The organism is Microbacterium luteum, from assembly GCF_015277875.1.
Lineage (GTDB): Bacteria > Actinomycetota > Actinomycetes > Actinomycetales > Microbacteriaceae > Microbacterium > Microbacterium luteum.
The window spans coordinates 2,791,483-2,812,205 of sequence record NZ_CP063814.1 but is presented as its reverse complement, the minus strand read 5'-3'; the positions used below and the strand labels follow the sequence as shown (position 1 = coordinate 2,812,205).

Annotated in this window: 19 protein-coding genes; 8 read left to right on the top strand and 11 right to left on the bottom strand. The window is 70.3% G+C overall.

Annotated features, from left to right (window positions below):
* The first annotated feature begins 31 nt into the window (after nucleotides 1-31).
* The 6 genes from IM777_RS13720 to IM777_RS13695 all read left to right on the top strand — a co-directional run bounded on the left by IM777_RS13720 (nucleotide 32) and on the right by IM777_RS13695 (nucleotide 6,273).
* Nucleotides 32-1,105, top strand: a complete 1,074-nt coding sequence (locus IM777_RS13720; protein WP_194383767.1) for an IS110 family RNA-guided transposase — start codon at nucleotides 32-34, stop codon at nucleotides 1,103-1,105.
* A 71-nt stretch (nucleotides 1,106-1,176) separates the two neighbouring features.
* The gene (locus tag IM777_RS13715; protein ID WP_194383766.1) at nucleotides 1,177-1,779 is read left to right on the top strand and encodes a TetR-like C-terminal domain-containing protein; all 603 of its coding nucleotides are present in this window, start codon (nucleotides 1,177-1,179) and stop codon (nucleotides 1,777-1,779) included.
* A complete protein-coding gene (locus tag IM777_RS13710) occupies nucleotides 1,776-2,918 on the top strand; it encodes a GDSL-type esterase/lipase family protein (protein WP_194383765.1) in 1,143 nt (380 codons plus the stop codon). The genes IM777_RS13715 and IM777_RS13710 overlap by 4 nt, the downstream gene beginning before the upstream one ends.
* A gap of 276 nt (nucleotides 2,919-3,194) precedes the next feature.
* A complete protein-coding gene (locus tag IM777_RS13705; RefSeq protein ID WP_194383764.1) occupies nucleotides 3,195-3,515 on the top strand; it encodes a hypothetical protein in 321 nt (106 codons plus the stop codon).
* 79 nt (nucleotides 3,516-3,594) lie between these two features.
* Complete coding sequence (locus IM777_RS13700) at nucleotides 3,595-4,158, top strand: VanZ family protein (protein ID WP_228480820.1); 564 nt, start codon at nucleotides 3,595-3,597, stop codon at nucleotides 4,156-4,158.
* 387 nt (nucleotides 4,159-4,545) lie between these two features.
* Nucleotides 4,546-6,273: a helix-turn-helix transcriptional regulator gene (locus IM777_RS13695; protein WP_194383763.1), complete on the top strand. Its 1,728-nt coding sequence runs from the start codon at nucleotides 4,546-4,548 to the stop codon at nucleotides 6,271-6,273.
* 474 nt (nucleotides 6,274-6,747) lie between these two features.
* Here IM777_RS13695 and IM777_RS13690 read toward each other — a convergent pair whose 3' ends face one another.
* Entirely contained in the window at nucleotides 6,748-7,500 is a 753-nt protein-coding gene (locus tag IM777_RS13690; RefSeq protein ID WP_194383762.1) for an alpha/beta fold hydrolase, read from the bottom strand.
* A gap of 270 nt (nucleotides 7,501-7,770) precedes the next feature.
* Here IM777_RS13690 and IM777_RS13685 point away from each other — a divergent pair, with 270 nt between their 5' ends.
* Entirely contained in the window at nucleotides 7,771-9,207 is a 1,437-nt protein-coding gene (locus IM777_RS13685) for a PqqD family peptide modification chaperone (RefSeq protein ID WP_194383761.1), read from the top strand.
* Here IM777_RS13685 and IM777_RS13680 read toward each other — a convergent pair.
* From IM777_RS13680 to IM777_RS13635, 10 genes are all read right to left on the bottom strand, one after another.
* Complete coding sequence (locus tag IM777_RS13680) at nucleotides 9,118-10,077, bottom strand: nucleotidyltransferase family protein (RefSeq protein ID WP_194383760.1); 960 nt, start codon at nucleotides 10,075-10,077, stop codon at nucleotides 9,118-9,120. The two genes, IM777_RS13685 and IM777_RS13680, sit on opposite strands and share 90 nt — an antisense overlap.
* A 5-nt stretch (nucleotides 10,078-10,082) precedes the next feature.
* Nucleotides 10,083-11,075 (bottom strand): glycosyltransferase, encoded by a 993-nt coding sequence (locus tag IM777_RS13675; protein WP_194383759.1) that lies wholly within the window; start codon nucleotides 11,073-11,075, stop codon nucleotides 10,083-10,085.
* A gap of 17 nt (nucleotides 11,076-11,092) precedes the next feature.
* The gene (locus IM777_RS13670; protein ID WP_194383758.1) at nucleotides 11,093-12,427 is read right to left on the bottom strand and encodes a wax ester/triacylglycerol synthase domain-containing protein; all 1,335 of its coding nucleotides are present in this window, start codon (nucleotides 12,425-12,427) and stop codon (nucleotides 11,093-11,095) included.
* A 9-nt stretch (nucleotides 12,428-12,436) separates the two neighbouring features.
* Nucleotides 12,437-13,093: a 4'-phosphopantetheinyl transferase superfamily protein gene (locus IM777_RS13665; protein ID WP_194383757.1), complete on the bottom strand. Its 657-nt coding sequence runs from the start codon at nucleotides 13,091-13,093 to the stop codon at nucleotides 12,437-12,439.
* 18 nt (nucleotides 13,094-13,111) lie between these two features.
* Complete coding sequence (locus tag IM777_RS13660; RefSeq protein WP_194383756.1) at nucleotides 13,112-13,384, bottom strand: acyl carrier protein; 273 nt, start codon at nucleotides 13,382-13,384, stop codon at nucleotides 13,112-13,114.
* A 43-nt stretch (nucleotides 13,385-13,427) separates the two neighbouring features.
* Complete coding sequence (locus IM777_RS13655; protein WP_194383755.1) at nucleotides 13,428-15,146, bottom strand: AMP-binding protein; 1,719 nt, start codon at nucleotides 15,144-15,146, stop codon at nucleotides 13,428-13,430.
* A gap of 99 nt (nucleotides 15,147-15,245) precedes the next feature.
* Entirely contained in the window at nucleotides 15,246-16,970 is a 1,725-nt protein-coding gene (locus IM777_RS13650; RefSeq protein ID WP_194383754.1) for a fatty acyl-AMP ligase, read from the bottom strand.
* A gap of 37 nt (nucleotides 16,971-17,007) precedes the next feature.
* On the bottom strand, nucleotides 17,008-17,982 hold the full coding sequence (locus IM777_RS13645) for a glycosyltransferase family 2 protein (protein ID WP_194383753.1): 975 nt from the start codon (nucleotides 17,980-17,982) through the stop codon (nucleotides 17,008-17,010).
* Nucleotides 17,979-18,524, bottom strand: a complete 546-nt coding sequence (locus tag IM777_RS17445) for an acyltransferase (RefSeq protein ID WP_272872938.1) — start codon at nucleotides 18,522-18,524, stop codon at nucleotides 17,979-17,981. The genes IM777_RS13645 and IM777_RS17445 overlap by 4 nt, the downstream gene beginning before the upstream one ends.
* Nucleotides 18,521-19,489, bottom strand: coding sequence for a glycosyltransferase family 2 protein (locus IM777_RS13635; protein WP_194383752.1), 969 nt, complete (start codon nucleotides 19,487-19,489; stop codon nucleotides 18,521-18,523). The genes IM777_RS17445 and IM777_RS13635 overlap by 4 nt, the downstream gene beginning before the upstream one ends.
* Before the next feature lie 262 nt (nucleotides 19,490-19,751).
* Between IM777_RS13635 and IM777_RS13630 the strand changes: the two genes are divergently transcribed.
* Entirely contained in the window at nucleotides 19,752-20,717 is a 966-nt protein-coding gene (locus IM777_RS13630) for a hypothetical protein (protein WP_194383751.1), read from the top strand.
* Nucleotides 20,718-20,723 lie beyond the last annotated feature (6 nt).

The window sequence follows — 20,723 nt, the reverse complement described above, 5'->3', positions numbered from 1 at the left end:
AACTCACATCGTGATTGGAGACAAGACCAGCATGACTGGCGCTACCAGCATCACCCCCGCCCTCGATCTCACGCAACTGGTCGTCGGTGTCGACACGCATCAACGCACCCATCACGCCGCGGTCGTGGACTCCGCCGGCAGGCTGCTTGCATCAGAGGCCTTCCCCGCGTCCGCGAGCGGATACGCGCAGCTGACCGGCTGGGCGAACCGGTTCGGGAACGTGTCGGTGTTCGGTGTCGAATCGACCGGTTCCTACGGGGCGGGGCTGACAAGGCATCTCCTCGCCGCCGGGTATCCGGTGAACGAGGTGAACCGGCCCGACAAGACCACCAGAGCACATCACGGCAAATCGGACCCGATCGACGCGGAAGCGGCCGCTCGGGCCGTCCTGTCGGGCCGAGCGACCGCTTCCCCGAAGATCACCACCGGGATCGTGGAGACCGTTCGGATGCTCAAAGTCAGTCGCGACGGGGCGGTCAAAGCCCGCACCGCCGCATACTCGCAACTGCGAGACCTGATCACCACCGCCCCCGACGAGCTCCGCGACGCGCTCCTCCCACTGACCGCATCGGCCCGAGTGAGCAAGGCCATCACGCTACGCCCCGACACCACCCGTCTCCACGAAACCCCCCACGCTGCCCGCTACGCGCTCCGCACCATCGGCCGACGCATCCGCGACCTCGATACCGAGATCACCACCACCGACCGCACCCTGGACACCCTCATCGCCGACACCGTCCCCACCCTGGTCTCCCACACCCAGATCGGCACACAGACCGCCGCGACCCTCCTGGTCTGCGCCGGCGAGAACCTCGACCGGTTCGGAAACGAAGCAGCCTTCGCGAAACTCACCGGCACCGCACCACTGCCGGCATCCTCCGGCAAAACCCGACGCATGCGCCTCAACCGCGGCGGCGACAGACAAGCCAACCGGGCCCTCCACCTCATCGCCGTCGGCCGACTACGCTCCGCCCCCCGCACCCGCGACTACGCCACCCGCCGAGCAGCCAAAGGACTCACCACCCGAGACATCCTCCGATGCCTCAAACGCGCCATCGCCAGAGAAACCTACAACGCCCTCAAAACCGACCTACTCACCACTTGACAGCTATAGGACCGTCGCGGGCCTTCCCTGCATTAGCACCCGTATTACCTAAAGCATGTAGGTTAACGCGTATGCCCCGCGCGAACCTCTCCCGAGCCGCCGTCGTCGACGCCGCCGCACGCCTCGCCGACCGCGACGGCGCGGCGGCGGTGACGGTGTCGTCGGTCGCCCGCGAGGTCGGCGTCAAGCCGGCGAGCCTCTACGAGCACGTCGCCGGTCTCTCGGCACTCCTCGACGGCGCGCACGTGCTCGCGCTCGGTGAGCTCGCGGCGGCGGTGGCGGATGCCGTCGCCGGCCTCGCCGGAGCCGACGCCCTCCGCGCCTTCGCCGACGCGCACCGCGCATACGCGACCGCGCATCCGGGGCGATGGGAGCTCCTGCAACGTGTCGCGAGCCCGTCCACGGTGGCCTCCTCAGAGGCCGCGCGCGTCGGATCGCTGACCCTCGCGACGCTCCGCGGCTATCCCATGCCCGACGACCAGCGCGTGCACGCCGCCCGCTTCGTGGGAGCGACGATCAACGGCTACCTCGCGCTCACGCGCAACGACGCGTTCTCCCATCGCGCCGAGCCCACCGATGCCTCGTGGCGCGCTGCCGTCGACGCTCTCGACCGGGCCCTCTCGACCTGGCCGACCGAACGCATCCACCCGAGCGACCCGGAGAACACCGCATGATCAGCCACCCGCTCACCCTCGACATCGTGCGCGGCGCCGCGGAGCTCGCCCCGGATGCTCAGGGCGTGGCGGTGCACCGCCTCCCGCGTGCGGTGCGTGAGCGGTTCCCCGACCCGCTGCTGCTCGACCGCGAGTCGCAGCCGTCCGGGGTGCGCGTCGCCTTCGAGACGACCGGATCCCGCGTCGCCCTGACCCTCCACACCACCCGCGCGGTCTTTCGCGGTCTCGACCGCTCCCGCGGCGTCGTCGACGTGTTCGTCGACGGTGCGCTCCACGCGCGAGAGGAGCTGACCGGAGGGGATGTGGTCGAGACCGACCTGACCACCGGCGCCCGCGATCATCGCGACGGTGCGCCGCACACGGTGACCGTCGATCTGCCCGACGGCGCATCGACGGTGGAGTTCTGGCTGCCGCACAACGAGACCGTGCGCCTCGTCGACCTGCACGTCGACGCGCCGATCGCGCCGGCGCGAACCGACGGCGTGCGGCGATGGGTCCACCACGGCAGCTCGATCAGCCACGGCTCCAACGCGACGGCGCCGAGCGAGATCTGGCCGGCCGTCGCGGCCCGCGCCGCGGACGGCGTGGAGCTGACCAACCTCGGCTTCGGCGGCAGTGCGATGGTCGATCCCTTCATGGCGCGCGTCATCCGCGACACCCCGGCAGACGTGATCAGCGTCAAGCTCGGCGTCAACGTCGTGAACGGCGACGTCATGCGGCTGCGCTCGTTCGTGCCCGCCGTGCACGGCTTCCTCGACACCATTCGCGACGGCCATCCCGATACTCCGCTCCTGGTGATCTCGCCGCTGCATTGCGCGATCCATGAGGCCACGCCCGGTCCGGGGGCATTCGATCCGGATGCCCTCGCCGCCGGCGGCGTGCGCTTCACCGCGACCGGTGACCCGTCCGAGGTCGCCGCTGGTCGACTGACGCTCGAGGTCATCCGGGACGCGCTGCGCGAGGTCGCCTCGCGCCGCTCCGACGACGCGAACCTGACCTTCGTCGACGGCCTCGAGCTCTTCGGCGCGGCCGACGAAGAACGGCTTCCGCTGCCGGACGCGCTGCACCCCGGCCGGGAAGCCCACCGTCTCATCGGCGAGCGTCTCGCCCCGTACCTCGCGCGGCACCTCGCGCTGTAACCGGCGACAGCCGCATCGAAGCCGGGCGGTAGCCAGCGGTCGTCGTTCACAACTCCTCAAGATCGCGCGTCGGCCCTGCCGAATCGGCGGCAAGACCGCGCGGATGCAGCGGGCGTGAGGAGTTGTGAACGTGCAACCGCGCTGAGGCCGGGTGCCCAGTCCTGGGCGAGGGCGGAGCTACTCCCTCGATCCGGAATTCACAACCCCCGGCCTCCGGTCGAAGCCACGCGGCACAGTAGGAACATGCGATGCATCACCTACGCCGGAGAGTCGGTCATGACCAGTGACGACGTCGCAGAGGTGCTTGTCACCCTCACGGCCGCGATCGCCAGCCACCGGGAGGCTGAGGCCGCACGGATCCCGATCGTGCGCGAGGACGGGTCCGTGGCGCAGGCCGATCTCGTGATCGGGGTCGGCAACGACGTGCTGTCGGCTCCCATCGACTGGGACGGCGACGAGCCGGACTTCTCGGAGGCGGCCGCCACCATGCGCCGCCACCGCCATTACCCCGACCAGGAGCGTGCCGGGGTCTCGTATGCGGCACCGCATGAAGAGGTCGGTTGGGACCCCGACCTGGAGGGCTGGTCCGACTCCTGACGCGGATCTCGTCCCGCGCGACCGGCCTCGGTCGTAACGCCGCCGCAACACCATGGGCGACGGCGCCGGGCATGATGGGATGATGCCCGAGCAGCCACCACCGCAACGCCCGGGCATCGCTGCGCCGCCGCGCCGAACCGAGATCGCCGTGCCGCCGCGACCCCCGCTGCCGCCCGATCGCCGGCCGTCGCAGGAATCGCCGACACCGCCCACGCACGACGCCCCGGCGACCGTCAGCGCGGCCCCGCGTGAGCGTTCGATCGCGGCGTGGATTCTCGGCGCCTACCTGGTCGCCCTCACCCTCATCGCCTTCTGGCCGTCGCCCGTGGATGCGGGCGCCGGCCCGCTCATCCGCCTCATCACCCGGGTGGCGCCGATGCTCACATATGCCCGCCTCGAGTTCGGTGCGAACATCCTGCTGTTCGTCCCGCTCGGGGTGCTGCTGACGCTCATCTTGCGCGATCGCGCTCTCGTGCTGCCGATCGCGATCGTCCTGACGCTCGCGATCGAGAGCGTGCAGGGTGTTCTGCTCGATCGCCGCACGCCCAGCGAGCTCGACATGGTCGCCAACACTGCCGGCGCCTGCATCGGACTGCTCGCCGTCGCGGTGTGGCAGTGGTGGCGTCGTCGACCGGCGTCCTGAGGCGTCGGCGCGCGGTCACCGACCGCGGGTCGGGATGCGCCGCTGACCGTCGGTGACGAGAGCGCGCACCGTGGCGATGATGCCGGCGGCGGAAAGCGTTCCGAACAGGGCCAGTATGAGCATGGTGTCGCCTCCTCGATGGCAGTGGACTGCTTGCATCGAGTAGACCTCATAATTGGACCGCCTGTCGCGATCCAATAGAGATCGCCTGGCCCGATCTGGCGTCCGGCCGAGCAACGGTTCCGCTGCGTGTCATGACGTGCCGTCCATCGCTCCGCAGTCACTTAGTGCGGGTGTGGGGGCGGGACGACCCGCAGGTTGTGACTGCGGAGCAGGAGGGGGCGCTGGATCGATCTGCGTCGTCTGCACAAGGCTCCTCCGGGGACGGTGCCGCTGGGGCCAGAATGTATCCATCCCGCAAAGACAGGACACGCCATGCCCGCACCTTCGCCCCACGACCGCGTCTGGGCGTCGTGGGTGCGCGGAGATGCGGCAGGCGCGATCACCGTCGCCCTGCAGCACGCGGCGGACGTTCGGATGCTGCGGGCGGCCTGCGCGATGGCGCTGCGCAGCCACCGGGTGGACCTGCTCATGTCTCACATCGATGACATCTCCGCGCTCGATGCGGGCGTGGAGCGCGACGGCGTGCTGGCGAGTGTGCTCGTGGGGGAGGGTCGCATCGACGAGGCGGCGTTGGTTGTGCTGGCGATCAGCCCCGACGAGATCGCCGCCACAGACGACCGCCCCATCGCGAGCGCGACATCGCTGCGCAGCGCGGCGATCGCCTACGTCGCACTCGGCGCGATCGCCTCCGGTGCGTGGGTGGTGGCAGCGCGGTGCCTCGCGGCGGTTCGCGCCCTTCTCGATGCCGAGTCGGCCGACGCTGACGATGAGATCGGGCGCTTCGACCTGCTCGGAATGGCGGCCATGGTCGAAGCTCACACCGGCACGGAGAACGAGGCCGTTGTCGCTCTCGAGTCCGCGCTGGCGCCATTGCGCAGCCGCAACCTCCTCTCCAGCGAACATGCCTTGGCGCTCATCGCCCTCGGTGACGTCAATCACCTGCACGGATCGCTCGAACGCGCCGCTGTCAATCTGTCCCGCGGCGCTCGCCTGACGGCCGCTTCGCGACCGGGCTTCATCAGCCATGCGCGTGTGCTGCTCGCGTTCATCCGGATTCGGCAGGGCCGATGGGCGGATGCCGCGGTCGAGGTGGAGCGCCTGGGTGAGCCGAACGAGACGATCGAACGGGACTGGATCCGCACCCAGATCCTCGCCGTGCGCGGATTGCTGCGGGTGGTGACGGGCGATCTGGATGCGGGCGCGGCCGACCTTCGCGAGGCGCGTGCGCTCGCCGAAACAACGCCGAGCAACCTTGCTGCGATGGTGATGCTGCATGCGCGCATCGTCGAGGCGGTCACCCGGGGAGATTGGGATGGGCTGCAGCACGCGCTGGACGACTCGGAGGAGCCCGGATACCGGCATCCGTATCGAGACGGGGAGTGGCGGGTTCTCACCTTGGTCGCCGCCTGGAACCGACGCAGCTTCGCCGATTTTCGCCGTCGCCTGACCGACTGGGCGCTGACCAGCGATGCGGTGGACGACCCGTACTACTGGGCATGTGCGAGCCTCGCGGCGGAGTTCGAGCAGCGTCATTCGGATGCGCTGGCGGCGGCGGAGCGCGCGCTGACCGTGCTCGGCCCCGCGCAGGACCCGATGGGTCAGGTGTGGGTGCTCATGGTGGTCGGCCGCTACTTCGTCCGGTACGGCGATGAGGGCTCACCGGATCCGGACCGCGCGCGGGAGGTGTGGGACCGCGTGATCGCTCAGCTACGGGGGCTCGGCGCGTTGGCGCTCGCCGAGCGGTGCGAACGCATCGTGGATCGGATGATGGCCCGGTTCGAACGGGAGCGCGCCGCGCATCCGCTTGCCTCGCTCACCCCCCAGCAGGTACGCATCGCCCGTGCGGTCGCTCAGGGGTACACCAGCGACGAGATCGCCGCGATCGAGTTCCTTTCCAAGCGCACGATCGACTACCACGTCACGAACATCGTCGTGCGGCTCGGGCTCTCGAGCCGCCGTGAGATCGCCCGCGTGATCGACGCAGCGGACTGACACGACGACTGTCATTCGATACGAGTGAGCCGGCGCGGCCGGATTCATAGACTTCACGCGACGGTACCCGACGGTCACTGACCAAGGACGCCCACAGGGGGCGGGCGACATCGTTGCGCGTGCGTCTCGGGTCAACGGCTGGGGGGCGACCCGAGACGCGTGCGCGCTCTCGGACGCGGTGCGTTGTGTCGCGTGGCGCGTGCATCGTGTGTCGCGCGCGTCGGGCATCGCGCGTCTCGCGTCGCGCATCGAGTGTCGCGTGTCGCGGGTCGCGTGTCGTGTGCATCGCATGTCGTGTGCACAACTCCTCAAGAACGCGCGGGTCGGCCGTCACCTCGCCGGATGCGCGGCCCGGTTCGCGCAAGTTTGAGGAGTTGTGAACACGTGGGCCCGGACACGCGCCGTCTAGCGGCGCGCGCCCCCGATCGACCCGCCGTCGGCAGCTGGGCGAACGCCCTCCGCATGCGGCTCCCGTCAGAGGGCTGCGAACAGCTGGCGGAGGGTCTCGTCGGGGCGGTCGCGGTGAGGGGAGTGGCCGGCGTTCTCGACGACCGACATCGTGATGTGCGGGTTGGTGCAGACCTCGGCGGCGAGATCTCCAGTGAAGATCGAGAAGACGGCGGGGTCGGCGCCGATGATATGGGTCGGGATGCGCAGGGCAGCAGCCGCGGCGCGCGCATCCCAGTCCGGGTTCTGGATGTCGGTCTCGGCGACCGCCCACCGGCTGACCTGGCGTGACGAGAGCGCTTTGAGCTCGAGGTCCTGCTCGTGCCACCGCGGATTGTTTCGGCGCACGTCGTCGACCGTCACGTCCATGAAGGCCTCGTCCTGGCTGGAGCGCACCGCGCCGCGCTCGCCGTCGGTGATCCGCAGGCCGGGGTCGATGAGTACGAGGCGGCGCGTCCAGGTGGGGTTGTCGGCGGCCGCGAGCGTGACCGCAGCCCCGCCGAGCGAATGACCGATCACGAGGTCCCACGGTTCATCGTCGTCGGGATGCGCGATCGCGACGTCTGCCGCATAGGCGGCGAGGGTGTAGTCGAGCGCTCGCGGCGCGGTGCCGTGGCCGCGCAGATCGACGGCGCTCGCCCTCCATCCGGCGTCGGCGAGGGCGACACCGAATCGCCACATGAGTGCTCCGTTGGAGCCGAGGCCGTGCACGAGCAATGCCCGCGCGGGGGCACGCGGATCTCCCCAGCTCAGGCGGGGGAGGGTGACAGGTGTGACCACGGCCTCATCCTAGGGCGTGCATCACGCGGGCCGGTGGGTGTGCAACTGCCGCCAGCCCCGCCGAGCGTTGCGTAGCAGGCGACGCGGTTCACGACTCCTCAAATCCGCGTCGGCCCGGAGGTCACAGCCGCTGCCAGGCAGCTGTCACGCCACGATTTGAGGAGTTGTGAACGCGAACGAGCCCGGCCAGGGCGCCCTTGCCGGCGAATACCCGGCGCGGCCGCGGTGGCGGTCGGGCCCGGGGTGGCGCGCCCGATACACTCCGGAACCGTGGAGCGCTCGCTGGTCGTCGATGCCCTCGGGCGCCGTGTGCGGATCGACGGTCATGCCTGCGACCGCGAGCAGTGGCAACTGGTCGAGCGGTGCTGGCGCGACGCGGTGGCCCCGCCGGGCCCGGCCGACGCGCACGTGCAGGCGGTGCCGACGGGCGAACCGAACAGTTGGCTCTCGGTCCTCGCCGGCGAGGTCACCCGCGTGGCGCTGCAGCTGAACCGAGGTCGGCTGTGGATGCTGCATGCCGCCGGCATCGCCGCCGAGGACGGGCGTGTGATCGCGCTCGTCGGCCCCTCGGGACGGGGCAAGACGACAGCTTGCCAGGCGGCGGGCGCGGCATTCGAGTACGTCTCCGACGAAGTCGTGGCCATCGATGCCGACGGGCGCGTGTGGGCGTACCGCAAGCCGCTTTCGGTCAAGGAGCCGGAGCGTGCCGCGAAGTCGCAATGGGCCCCGACCGACCTCGGGCTGAGAGTGCGAGAACGTCCACTTCGGCTCGGGCGCATCGTCGTCCTCGATCGGATCGACGGGGCAGCGTCGGCCGGGGGCACGCCGCGCGTCGAGGCGATGGATCTCGGCGACGCCTTGACCGACCTCGTGGCGCAGTCGAGCTTCCTCGCCGACCTTCCTGCGCCGTTGCGCACGATCGCGTCGCACGTGGCGGCGACCGCCGGCGTCGTGCGCGCGACCTACGCCGATGCCCGCGAGCTCAGCGACGTGTGGGGTGAAGTCCTCCCGGCGGCGACAGCGACAGGGGCCGCGGTCGGCGCCGCACCAGCCGGTACGAAACTCGTCGAACCGCCCCTCGTGGCGGCACCCCCGCCTGAGGTGGCTCCGGAGCCGTACGCGCGCTCGCCTCACCTCGATGCGGTCGGCCTCTCCTCTCCCGACCGCATCGCGGTGCTCCGGCGCGACGACGACACCGACGGCGAGGACGCCGGCGGTGAGGCTGTCGTCCATGTTCTCGCGGGGGTCGCCCCGACGCTCTGGCGGCACGCGTCCGGGGCGTCCATGGAGACGCTGCGCGCCAGCGCCGTCGGTCTGCACGGCACGCCCCCGTCGGACGATGCTGCGACTCTCGTCGCATCGGCCGTGAGAGAGCTCGAGGAGGCGGGGCTGCTGCAGCGTGGGGCCGCGCACTGGGCTGTGGCGCCGGATGTGTCGTGGACCGGAGCAGACGACGTCGTCGCCTGCTCGCTGCGGGACGACCGCGCCCCCGTCGCTCTGCAAGGTTCGGCGGCAGTCATCTGGCGTGCGCTCGCCGAGGGTGGGACGGAGGCGGAGATCTGCGAACGCGTGATCTCCGTGTCGCAGCCGACGAGTGATGACGTGCCCGCGCAGGTCTCAGCGTTCCTCCGCGACCTGCTCACGCGAGGGTTGGCGTCCGTCGATGGAGGGATGCGACACCGCCCATCCGAGCGCACGGGAGAGTGACCGGGCGCTGCGTCCCCAGCGCCGCACGCGGGCGAGCATGATGTCGGCCCAACGGTCGCGGACGCCGGGACGATGGCGCAGCATGTCCTCGCGGCTCGGCCAGATGGCCCGCCACATGACGCGCAGGCGATCGAGGCCTCGGGCGCGCCGCCAGGCGGTCCACCACAGCAGCGCCGGCGTCTGCGCGCCGCGCACCTTGTCGCGCCAGTCGTCGAGCCCGGGCGCCGACCGCTCCTGCGCTGAAGGCACGATGTCGACCCCCCACGCGCGCAGCTCCGTCTCGAGCGTCACCGCGCATCCCGTGGCGTGCGCGAGAAAGACGAGGTCGTCGCGCTGCGTTCCCGTGAGCGGTGACTGCCGCAGATGCGCCAGGTCGCGCTGGTGACGCGGATTCTGCGGACCGCCCCGCAACGCGTGAAGAGCGGTGATCAGCCGATTCGCCGCGGCATCGGGCACCTGACAGACCCGGTGTGCGAACGCCTCCTCGGCGCGACGATGCCATAGCAGGTCGAAGACGGTGAGCGGGTCGGCGAGGAAGCCGGGAAAGTGGTGATGGATGTCGATCGACTGCGGCCATCCCGGGTGCCGCACCGTGCGCGAGTGGGTCGTGAAGCGCGCACTCGCGAAGGTGTCGGGGAACTGCTGCCACCCCGCCGCCTCGGCGAGGGCGTGGAAGTCGTCGTAGCGATCGGGGCTGACCAGGACGTCGACGTCACCGGACAGGTGGGGCGGCCGGAGGCCCTGGCGTTCGAGCGTGGGTCCCTTGAGGAGCAGGATGCGGATGCGGTAGCCGTCGGCGATCCGCTGCATCGACGCGTGACCGAGGTCGATCGCGTCGCGCAGCTGGATGGGAACGGGGCCCGGGCTCACGTGCGTCACCGCCCGCCGGCAGCCCGCACGACATCGGTGGCGGCACCGTCGTGCGGATGGGAGCGCGCGGTGCGCGCCCGCCGGTACCCCCGCATGATGAGCGCCCGGCGCAGCAGCCGGGTGGCGGCATCCTGCAGGCGCCACACGCGCAGGAACCCGCTGATCCGGTAGACCCCGACGACCGCAGCCTGGACCACACCGCCGCTGTCCCGGGCGGCGATCCGCCGCTGCATCTCACCGAGCAGGCGGGGGTACGACGGCGGTATCGTCACCATCGGTGCGAGCTGACCGGGTCGCTCGCCCCAGCGATCCTCGAGGTCGGAGACGGCCTGCCCGCGTACCTCGCACTCGACCATGTAGGCGACCAGGCCCCGCGCGTGGTGATGCGTCGCACGTGCGCCGTCGTCGAAGACCGCCGTGGCTCCGATGCGCGCAAGACGCAGGCCGAGGTCGAGGTCTTCGTTGTAGTCCAGCCGTTGAGAGGGCAGGAACGACTCCGCGGCCAGGTACAGCGAGCGAGGCAGCGAGACGTTCCCTCCCCACAGGGATCCCAGGATGGTGTCGGAGTCGCCGCGGCGCCATCCGGCGACCTGCGTCTCGTAGTCGCGCGCGTAGAGGGCGGTGGGGGCCTGGTCTGCTCCACGTCGGTGGGGCAGAGCGACCGGCATGTACCCCTGCAGCACCCGCGCGCCGCCTCCGGCATGGAATCGCCGATGGTGCGCGACGAAGTCCCGCGCGGGAACCACGTCGTCGTCGACGGCGACCACCACGTCTCCGCGGGCGCGCTCGAGCCCGGCGATGCGGGCGCGGGCGAGGCCGAGATTTTCCGTCAGCTCCACGATCTCGAGGGTGTCGTCGGAGGGAGGGAGCTCGTCGCGCCAACCCTCGTGCGGACCGTCGAGCACGACGACGATCTGATCGGCGCCCTGAACGCGGTACTCGCGGATGAGCGGCGGAAGACGGTGCAGCCGCCGGTACGACGGGAGCACGACCGTCACGGTCGGCGCGTTCGGGTTCACGCGACCGGGCGACCGGGGTCGGGGAGTCCGGTCATGAGCTCGTACATGCGCCCGACGGTCTGCTCGACGTCGGCACTCGTGGACATGTTGGCTCCGATGAACAGCCGGCCGTTGTACATGATGCCGGCGGCGGCGAGACTGTCCGTTCCGAGGCTCGCCGGGAACGGTGCGACATCGAGGATCTTCGCGCCCGCGAAGAAGCGCGGTCGGGAGACCCACGGCAGCAGCGTGCTGTAGCCGATCGGAAGACCAGGTGCCGCAGGGTAGGGCTTGTCGTCGTCGCGCTCCTCGACCTGACGATGGATCGCTCGGACGGTCGCGGCGAGATCGGCGTCGGCATCACCGGAGACCGACATGTCGCGCACGTGGTTGCGGATGTGCGACGCGGCCGACGAGTGGAACGACACCGGGAACCGCAGACTCACCACGCGCTGCTCGCCCGGCCACGCTCCCACCATGGCCGCGGCCTGAAGATCGCTGAGGGTGCCGCCGTGCTCCCGGGCGCGGCGACCGGCGAGCCCGGCATCGAGCGCGCGATACGCCGAGTGGCGCGGAGGCAGTGCCGCGCGGCGCGCGGCCTCGCCGCCTCGCCCATAGCGCAGCGGCAGCAGCAGTCGCGCCCCGACCCGACGGATCCGCCGCAACACCGGGCGGCTCCAGTAGGAGCGCCACGCTGCGCCGAGCGAACCCTCGCGGTGCCACCACTGCTCGAGCGCGAGCCCGGGCAGATGCCAGGCGCGCGCCGGCTGCACGGCAGCGAAAGGATCGCGCGGTTCGGGAAACGGCTCGTCGGCTCTTGCCTGGGTCACGGTGGAGAACAGGCGCATCCCGGACAGCCCATCCGTCATGGCGTGGTGGAACATCATCCCGACCGCGACGCGACCGTCGGTCAGGGCGGTGATCCGGATCCGCCAGAGCGGATGCCGCAGCGAGAAGACCGGATCCTCGGCACCGGAGAGGCGCCGCAGGTCTGCGGTGGCGGGATCCACAGCAGCGTCGGAGAACACGAGGTGGCGATCGAGATCGAAGTCGTCGTCGGGCACCCAGGCCGGCGGTGTCAGCCCCAGGAAAGAGCGCTGCAGGCGAAGGCGGAAAGACTCGGTGCTCGCGACGGCGCCCTGCACGAAGGCGCGGATCCGTACTCGATCGAGGGAGCCGTCGGGGCGCAGCAGCGGGCCTCCCTCGGCGATCAGCAGGCCGGGGGTCTGCATGTTCTCGAACGAGATGTGGTTGGAGACGTAGCCCTCCTCCCAGATCTGCATGAACTCGGCGTGCGGCCGGGTCAGCCGCACGGGTGCGATCTCATCGCTCGCGGTCACAGTCGTCGACATCGGTACTCCTCAGGAAGCCAGGCGCGGCTCGGTCACGGTTCGAACGGTCAGCGGGGATCCCGTGAGAACCGATCCCGCGCTCCGCAGAATCAGGGGGATGGCGACGATGCCGCTGGCGTCGGCGACCGCGATGTGGCACACCGCCTCGGCGTCGTCGGGTGCGGGCGCGGCGGATACCTCGAGCGTGCGGAAGTCGCGGCCGAGCCCCTCGCCGGTCGCCTTCGCGGCCGCCTCCTTGGCGGTCCAGGTCGGAGCCAGCCAACGCCGTCGCGCGAGTGAGTCGAGACTCTCGGAGCGTGCCGCTTCGGCTGGAGAGCACATGCGCCGACGCAGGGCCCGGGAATCGAATGCGGTGAACGGTGCCGCTTCGACATCGGCGCCGATCCCGTCACCGGCCCCGACCGCGACGAGCAGAACGTCACCGCTGTGCGACACGGAGAAGTCGGCGTCGAGCCCTCGAAGTCGGGGCTTCTCGCCGCCCGATCCCCGATCGATCCCGCGCCAGCGCAGTCCGAGCTCGCGTGTCACCATGTCTTCGACCCACCGTTCGGCGATGTGCGTCAGTTCCCGGCGCGGCGCGTCGCAGCGCCCGAGCACCCAGTGCACGGCGCGTTCGCGCACGTGCACGATGCCTCTCTTCGGCGGCGCATCGGTGTCTCGCGACATGGTCAGCGGCAGGGTTCCTCAGCCGGCCGCGACCCGCGCGGCGAGCCCTTCGCCGAGTTCACCAAGCGTGGCGAACTCGCCGAAGAAGGTCGGATCGACGGCGACGGCGTACGTGTCTTCGATGTCGCCGCAGAGCGTGAGTACGTAGATCGAGTCCAGGCCGAGCTCGGTCAGGGGCGCATCGGGGGTGATGTTCGCGGGATCGACCTGGTCGTAGAAGGTGATCCTGTCGATGAGCCAGGATGTCATCGACGACACAGCATCGGTGGGAGCGGTCGTGGTGTCGGACATGTTCTCTCCTTGCATTCGTAGGGTGCGGGCTGGTCGCTCGCGGTCAGATGGCTGCCGGGGCTGGGGATTCCAGACCGACGGCGTGCAGGTAGGGCATCGCGCCCGAAGCGACGAGCCCGCGCGCCGGAGCACGGCGCACCTTCCCGGTCGGGGTGCGGGGCACGCCTCCGGCCGACACGAGCCCGATCGCGATCGCGGGCAGGGAGAAGCGCATGACGAGTTCGTCTTCGAGACGCTCGAGGAGCGTCTCGACCGGTTCCCCGGCCAGCTCCGGGTCGTACTCGATCACGAGGGCGATGCGCTGGCCGGTCTCCAGCTCGAACGCCGCTCCGACACCGAGCGCCGGTGACAGCGCGGCTGCGGCGGACTCGATGTCCTGGGGGTGGATGTTGCGTCCGCGCAGGATGATGACGTCCTTCAGGCGACCGGTCACGTAGAGCTCGCCATCGACGATCGTGCCCAGGTCTCCGCTGCGCACGTACGAACCGTCGTCATTCGGCAGCGTGAAGCCGAAGGTCTCGGCCGTCGCGTCGGGACGGCGGAAGTATCCCGGGGAGACCGCGGGGGAGGAGATCCAGATCTCGCCCAGCACGCCGTCGGGGAGCGCCTCGAGGGTGTCCGGATCGACGATCGTGACGCGGGTCTCAGCGCTCGGGACACCGCACGAGATGAGTTCGACGGCGTCCTCCGCAGTCGACGGAACGAACTCTCCCGTGGCGAGGCGGTCGGCGTCGACGTGGCTGACGGTGTACGGCACCCCCAGCGGCTTCGAGGTGATGAACATCGCCTCGGTCATCCCGAACGCGGGCGCGACCGTCGTCGGGTCGAGCCCTGTCGAGGCGAAGCGCTCCGCGAAGGCGGCGACCGTTGTCGGTCGCACCGGCTCGCTGCCCGAGACGAAGCATCGCACGGTCGACAGGTCGAGGTCGGCAACCTGCGCGTCGGTTGCGAACTTGACGCACAGATCGAAGGCGAAGTTGCCGGCCAGGGTGAGCGTCGCACGGTGCGTGGACATGAGCTGCAGCCACGACATCGGTCGGCGTTGGAACTGCTCGGTCGTGGTGAGCACGACCTTCCCGCCGTTCACCGCCGGCACGAGCACCTGCATCATCAGGCCCATCGCGTGATGCAGCGGCAGCCAGCCCACGAGCGTGGAGGTCTCGTCCGCGGCGATGAGCTCCGCCGCCGCGTCCGCCGTCGCGCGAAGGGCGCGGTGCGTTCCCATCACACCCTTCGGATCGCCGGTCGATCCCGAGGTGAAGAACAGCCAGGCGATCGCGTCGGCGTCGATCGCGGGCGGCATCCACGCGTCGGCGTCTCCCGCCTCGAGCAGCTCGCTGAGGACGGCGATCGGGATGTCGATGTCGGCCGATGCCAGCACGGGGGCCAGGGTCTCGTCGGTGACGATGACGGCAGCTCCCGCCGCACGAGAGATGGCACCGACACGCTCGGCGACCATCGCGGGCGGCAGACCGTATCCTGCGACCGCGGTCGGGACGAAGGCTGCGCCGGCGTAGAGCGCCCCGAAAAGGGCGTCGACCCATCCCAGTCCCGGGCTCAGCGCGATGACGACGCGATCCCCGACACCGATGCCCTGCCCGGTCAGTGCCTGCGCGACGGCGCGGGAGCGTCGATCGAGGTCGCCGTATCCGCGGAACTCCGACGTGTCGAGGCTCGGGTGGAAGAGGATGCCGCGATCGTCGCCGTGCGCGGCCGCGGTGGCCTGCAGGCAGTCGTGGGCGAGAACCGGCGGAAGTGACATGCTCCGGACTCCTTCGTGATGGATGATGAGCGGTGGCGGGTGGGTGACCTGCCGGGCCGGAGGTCGCTGGGATGTGGGGTCTCCGGCCCGGCAGTCTCGTCAGGCGGGAGTGAGCACTGGGCGGAACCCTGACGAGTAGAGAGGGCGCAGCGTGCCGGACTCGATCTGCGAGCGCGTGGGCATGCGGCGCACCTTGCCGGTGGGAGTGCGGGGGAGGGTGCCCTCCGCGACGAACGCGACAGCGAGCGACGGGAGCGAGCTGCGTGCCATGAGCGTCTCTCGCACGCGTGGGCCGAGAGTGTCGATGCTCTCCGGGGTCTCGGCGAGGGCATCCTCGCTCACCTCGAGCACGACACCGACGACCGAGGGGTGCCCGGTGAGCTCGAACGCGGCGCCGATGCCGACCGCGGGCGAGACCGTGCGGGCGGCGGCCTCGATGTCCTGCGGGTACAGGTTGCGACCCCGCACGATGATCATCTCCTTCAGGCGGCCCGTCACGAACAGCTCGCCGTCGAGGATCGCGGCGAGGTCGCCGGTGCGCATGAAAGCGCCGTCGTAGCCGGTCAGGGCGTGACCGAAGGTCTCGGCGGTCGCGTCGGGTCGACGGAAGTATCCGGGGGAGACCATCGGGGACGCGACCCAGATCTCTCCGACGATGCCGTCCGGCACCGGCTGCAGCGTCTCGGGGTCGACGATCACGACCTGCGTCTGGCTGGTGGGGCGACCGCACGAGACCCACTCGACGGTGCCCTCGCCGTCGGCGGGCACGAGCTGACCGTTCTCGAGTCGTTCGGCGTCGAAGCGCCGTATCATCAGGTCGTCGTCGGGGAACTTGCCGGAGATCATGTTCGCCTCGGTCATGCCCATGACCGGTGCCACCATCTGCTCGGTCACCCCGGTCGAGCCGAACCGATCGAGGAAGGCGTGGAGCGTCTCGGGGCGCACGGGCTCCGAGCCCGAGAAGAGCACCTTCAGGCTGCTGAGGTCGAGTTCGGCGATCTGCTCGTCGGTGGCGAGCTGGGTGACCAGGGCGAAGGCGAAGTTGCCGGCGGCGCTCATGGTGCCGCGATGCCGGCTGATCAGCTGCAGCCAGAGGATGGGACGGCGCTGGAACTGCTCGGTGTTGGTCGCGACCGCTTGCGCGCCGTTGACCGCCGGGATGATGACCTGCATCATCAGCCCCATGATGTGGTGCATCGGCGCCCAGCCGACCAGCGTCGCCCGCGGACTGCTGTCCCACAGGTCCTTCGCGGCATCGGCGGTCCCGATCACGGTCGAGTGCGTCGCGATGACGCCCTTGGGATCCCCGGTCGACCCCGACGTGTACAGGAGGTAGGCGATCGCGTCGCCGTCGAGTGCCGGCATCGACCACGCGTCCGCGTCGCCGTCAGCGAGGAGATCTTCGAGGAGGAGCACCTTCATCTCGAGCGCATCGGCGTCGATGCGCTCGAGCACGCCGGCGTCGGTGATGAACACCGTGGCCTCGGCCGCGCGGGCCATCCCGGCGATGCGTTCTCCGATGACCGCACCGGTGCCGTAGCCGGCGACGGGAGCGGGGATGAAGGCCATCCCGGCGTACAAGGCGCCCCACGCCGCATCCGCCCATTCGAGTCCGGTGGACAGCCCGATCACGGCCATGTCGCCGATCCCGTGCCCGCGCGCGGTGAGCGCCTGCGCGACGGTGCGGGCGTTGCGGTCGAGGTCGCGGTAGCTGCGGCGACGGGACGAGTCGGGCGTGTCGTAGTAGAGGATCCCATGGGAGTCGCCGACGGTACTCGCGGTGTGACGGAGCGCGTCGACGAGCGTGGGGTGCGGAGCGGTCATCATCGTCATCTTTCGGTCGGGTGGTGCCGGATGGGTCTCACGTCGGTGTGGCGGCGGTGCGGTGTGTTCGTGACGGATCTTCGGGTGCGGAGGGAAGCCCGAACACGGTGCTGCGCGCGCGGGGGTACCCGTCGCGCCAGTCGCCCCGGCGCCGCCACACCTCATCCCAGGTGGGGTTTCGGCGGCGCAGCAGCGCGCCGAGTTCGAGGAATCGGATGCCCATCTCGCGCGCTGGCGTCGGCCACGACGTGCGGAGCACCGTGGCCTTGCCGGCCATCACCATGCACATCTTGCGTCCGCTCGAAGACGTCGACCCGCCGACGGCGTGCACGATGGTCGCGGACGGCACGATGACGGGGTGCAGTCCGCGCGCGCGGGCCCGGTGCGAGAAGTCGGCGTCTTCGCCGTAGAGGAAGAAGCGCTCGTCCATTCCCCCCAGCTGCTCCCAGGTCGTGCGTGTCGTCAGGAGCAGGCATCCGGTGATGATCGGCACTTCGCGCACCGTGTCGCGCTGCCAGTGCCCGAGCGATTCGGGATCGAAGACGCGGGATCGCTTGAAGACGGTCGACAGGCCGGTCGCAAAGCACAGAAGCGACCACAGCGACATGGCCCCCCAGCACGAGCTCGGGTCGGTGGTTCCGTCCGGGCGCAGCGTGCGACCGCCGTAGACGCCGAAGAGGGGGTGGGTGCGTGCGAACGCGACGAGGTCGTCGACCGCGCCGGGGAGCACCTCGGTGTCCGGGTTGAGGAGCACGACGTACTCGGCGGTGGAGCGGCGTACGCCGAGGTTGACGCCCGCCGCGAAGCCGAGGTTCTCGCCGGCGTCCACGACGGTGATGTCGGGGAACTCCCGCCGCAGGGCGCTCGCGCTGCCGTCGGATGATCCGTTGTCGACGACGACGACTTCGAGCGGGGTCTCGGTGTTCTCGCGCAGCGTGCGGACGGCGGTCGCCGTCTCGACCCGCGTGTTGTAGTTGACGACGATCACGGCCGCCTGTGCGCCGCCGTTCATGCCGCGTCCTCGATGGGCTCGATGCCGCCGCGCCACCCCAGCACGCGCGCGGGGACGCCGCCGACGATGGCGGCGGCCGGGACGTCTTTGGTCACGACCGCGCCGGCGGCGACGATCGCGCCGTCGCCGATGGTCACCCCCGCGACGACGACGGTGTTCGCACCGAGCCAGACGTCGCGCCCGATCGTGATGTCGCGCTCGATCTTCGGCTGGTCCATGACGAACTCGTCGGGGTCGGTTCGGTAGTTCGATGCCGTGAGGGTGACGTGCGGCGCGAGCAGGCACTTCTCGCCGAGGGTGATGCGTCCGGTGGCGTTCCCCGCCCAGATGATGCTGTGCTCCCCGATGTGCGTGCCTGCGCCGAGACGGATGCGTTCGGCGTTGCGGAACGAGACGTTGGGCGCGAAGCTGACCTCGGCGCCGCGGTCGAGCAGTCTCACCTGCTGAACGTGCGAGTACGCGGCGAAGTGAAGCAGCCGGAACGCCTGTGCATACGTGCGGGGATCGACGAGCGATCTCAGCACTCCGGACACCTTGCTCACGACCCCACCTCCTCTGTTCGGACGCCCGCACAGCTCGCGGGAACGGCTTCCGGCGGATCGGTGTCGACGAGGTTCTCGCCGTCGACCGGGCGCCGTCGCGCCGCGAAGAACCCGGCGAGGAGTCCCGCCACATAGGCCCGCTGGGCCGCGCGACCTCGTCGTGTGCGCGCGCGGCGGAAGGATCCGACCGCCGCGCGGCGGATCACGATGCCGAGAAGCGTCCAGCTGCTCCCGGGGTGCGTGCGGCGCCACTTCGCGAGCATCGCGCCGAGCCCGCGCCCGTAGGCGGCGTTGAGAATGGTGTAGTCGTCGTCGTCTCGCGTGTTGACGTGTGTCACGGCGGCGGCCGACACGCGCACGAGCCGCCCCCCGGTGAGGATGCGGCAGAACATGTCCAGGTCCTCCGCGCCGCCGAAGCGCCGGCCGGCGCCCAGAACGGGGTCGAACCCTCCCGATGCGAGCACGCTGTCCCGCCGGAACGCCATCAGTGCGCCGTGCCCGGCATCCAGACCGTCCGCGACGCGGGTGAGAACGTCGACGGTCGGCGGGGTTGCTGCGGATCGGTCGTCGTGGTCGCGGAGGCGTCCGGTGACGCCGACGGTGGCGGCGTCGGCGAACGGCGCGATCAGCGGCGAGAGGAATCCCGGATCCACCACGCAGTCGTCGTCGGTGAACACCACGATCGGACGATCTGCGGCAGCAAGCCCCAGGTTCCGTGCGATCGAGAGGCCGGGGACGTCGGAGCGGATGTATCGGACACCGGCAGCCTCGGCCACGTCTCGGGTGGATGTGGTGGTCGATGCCGAATCGACCACGACGATCTCGGCGCTGCGCGTCGCCCGCAGGATCGCGGCGAGCGCCGCCGCGAGCATCTCGGCGCGGTCGCGAGTGCACACGACGATCGTCACGTCGGATGCCGTCGGTGACGCTCCACGCGTCGCCGAGGCTTGGAGAGAGTTCTCCACCCCAGTGTCCTTCCCCCAGAAAAGGTCAACGGCACCGGTTTTTCCCCAGCGGCGCCGTTGTCGCGACTCACATTCGCGGGTTTCGGCGCCGGTTGCAAGCGCCAGCGGGGCTGTGCGATCGCTCTTCCCACCGTGTTAACACGGACGCAACACAGCGGTGGGAAAGTTGTCGAGCGGCCCGGCACTGCGCCGCCTCCGTGCCGGTCCCTGGGGAATTTCGGACCGTCATGGAGCTGAACTCAGGGGGAGAGTGACGGTGCCCATGGAACAACCTACGTATCTGCGGCGACTGCTGAACCAGAAGGTTCTGCTCATCATCGGGTTCGTCGTCGCTGTGGCGGCCGGCCTGCTGGCGGGGTTCACCGTCGAGGACGGCCAGATCGAGCCGCGAGCGGACCGCTCCTATATGGCGTCGTCGACCGTGCTGCTGACGTCCCCGCAGCCGGACTACTTCCAGGTCGAGATCCCGGGGGAGACGACCGCGCTGCCCCAGTCCGACGATCCGGAGGCGCAGGAGGTCGTCGTGCAGGACCCGACGCCGATCAACCTGTCCGACAGCGCGATCATCCTCGCCTACATGGCCTCCAGTGACGAGGTGGCCGCCGAGGTCGCCGCACGCACCGGCGACTTCGAAGACGGCGAGGGGATCTCGGCGGTACGCCGCACCACCCAGCCTGCCGGTGACGAGCAGTTCGGGGGGCGTCTGACCCTGCCGATCATCGACATCGTCGGCGTCGCCACCTCGGCCGAGCGGGCGGAGGAGATCGCCGCCGTGGCGACCACCGTCTTCGGCGAGATGGTCCTCGCCCAGCAGGAGGAGTGGGGCGTGGCCGAAGACATCCGGCTGAGTCTCGACGAGCTGAACGCCCCCGTCGCGGGCGATCCGGAGGGCGGAAACCCCGCCATCCCGGTGGTCGTCGTGACCGTCGGCGTGTTCCTGCTGTTCGTCGCGCTCGCCCTCATCATCGAGGCCGTTCGCGATCGCCGTCGGCGTCGGACCGGATCCGACGAGGACGACGTGAACGATGACGCCGGCGCTGACGACGAGGACGATGTGCCTCACGAACACGCGGATGAGGTGCCCGAACCCGTCGAAGAGCGTCAGAAGGAGCTCGTCGGGGCAGGTTCGGCCGAAGCGGAGGCCGCTCCGCGCTCTCGCCGTCGCCGGTCGGCTCACGACGACTTCGATGAGCTGCTGAACCGGGACGACGCCGCTTCGCGCGCGTAGGGGGCC

Bases quoted from the DNA above. Each gene is read 5' to 3' on its own strand.
- IM777_RS13630 (WP_194383751.1), top strand. From the start codon at position 19,752: ATGGAACAACCTACGTATCTGCGGCGACTGCTGAACCAGAAGGTTCTG.
- IM777_RS13670 (WP_194383758.1), bottom strand. From the start codon at position 12,427: ATGTCGACGACTGTGACCGCGAGCGATGAGATCGCACCCGTGCGGCTG.
- IM777_RS13710 (WP_194383765.1), top strand. From the start codon at position 1,776: ATGATCAGCCACCCGCTCACCCTCGACATCGTGCGCGGCGCCGCGGAG.
- IM777_RS13660 (WP_194383756.1), bottom strand. From the start codon at position 13,384: ATGTCCGACACCACGACCGCTCCCACCGATGCTGTGTCGTCGATGACA.
- IM777_RS13715 (WP_194383766.1), top strand. From the start codon at position 1,177: ATGCCCCGCGCGAACCTCTCCCGAGCCGCCGTCGTCGACGCCGCCGCA.
- IM777_RS13720 (WP_194383767.1), top strand. From the start codon at position 32: ATGACTGGCGCTACCAGCATCACCCCCGCCCTCGATCTCACGCAACTG.
- IM777_RS13655 (WP_194383755.1), bottom strand. From the start codon at position 15,146: ATGTCACTTCCGCCGGTTCTCGCCCACGACTGCCTGCAGGCCACCGCG.
- IM777_RS13700 (WP_228480820.1), top strand. From the start codon at position 3,595: ATGATGCCCGAGCAGCCACCACCGCAACGCCCGGGCATCGCTGCGCCG.
- IM777_RS13705 (WP_194383764.1), top strand. From the start codon at position 3,195: ATGACCAGTGACGACGTCGCAGAGGTGCTTGTCACCCTCACGGCCGCG.
- IM777_RS13645 (WP_194383753.1), bottom strand. From the start codon at position 17,982: ATGAACGGCGGCGCACAGGCGGCCGTGATCGTCGTCAACTACAACACG.
- IM777_RS13665 (WP_194383757.1), bottom strand. From the start codon at position 13,093: ATGTCGCGAGACACCGATGCGCCGCCGAAGAGAGGCATCGTGCACGTG.
- IM777_RS13650 (WP_194383754.1), bottom strand. From the start codon at position 16,970: ATGACCGCTCCGCACCCCACGCTCGTCGACGCGCTCCGTCACACCGCG.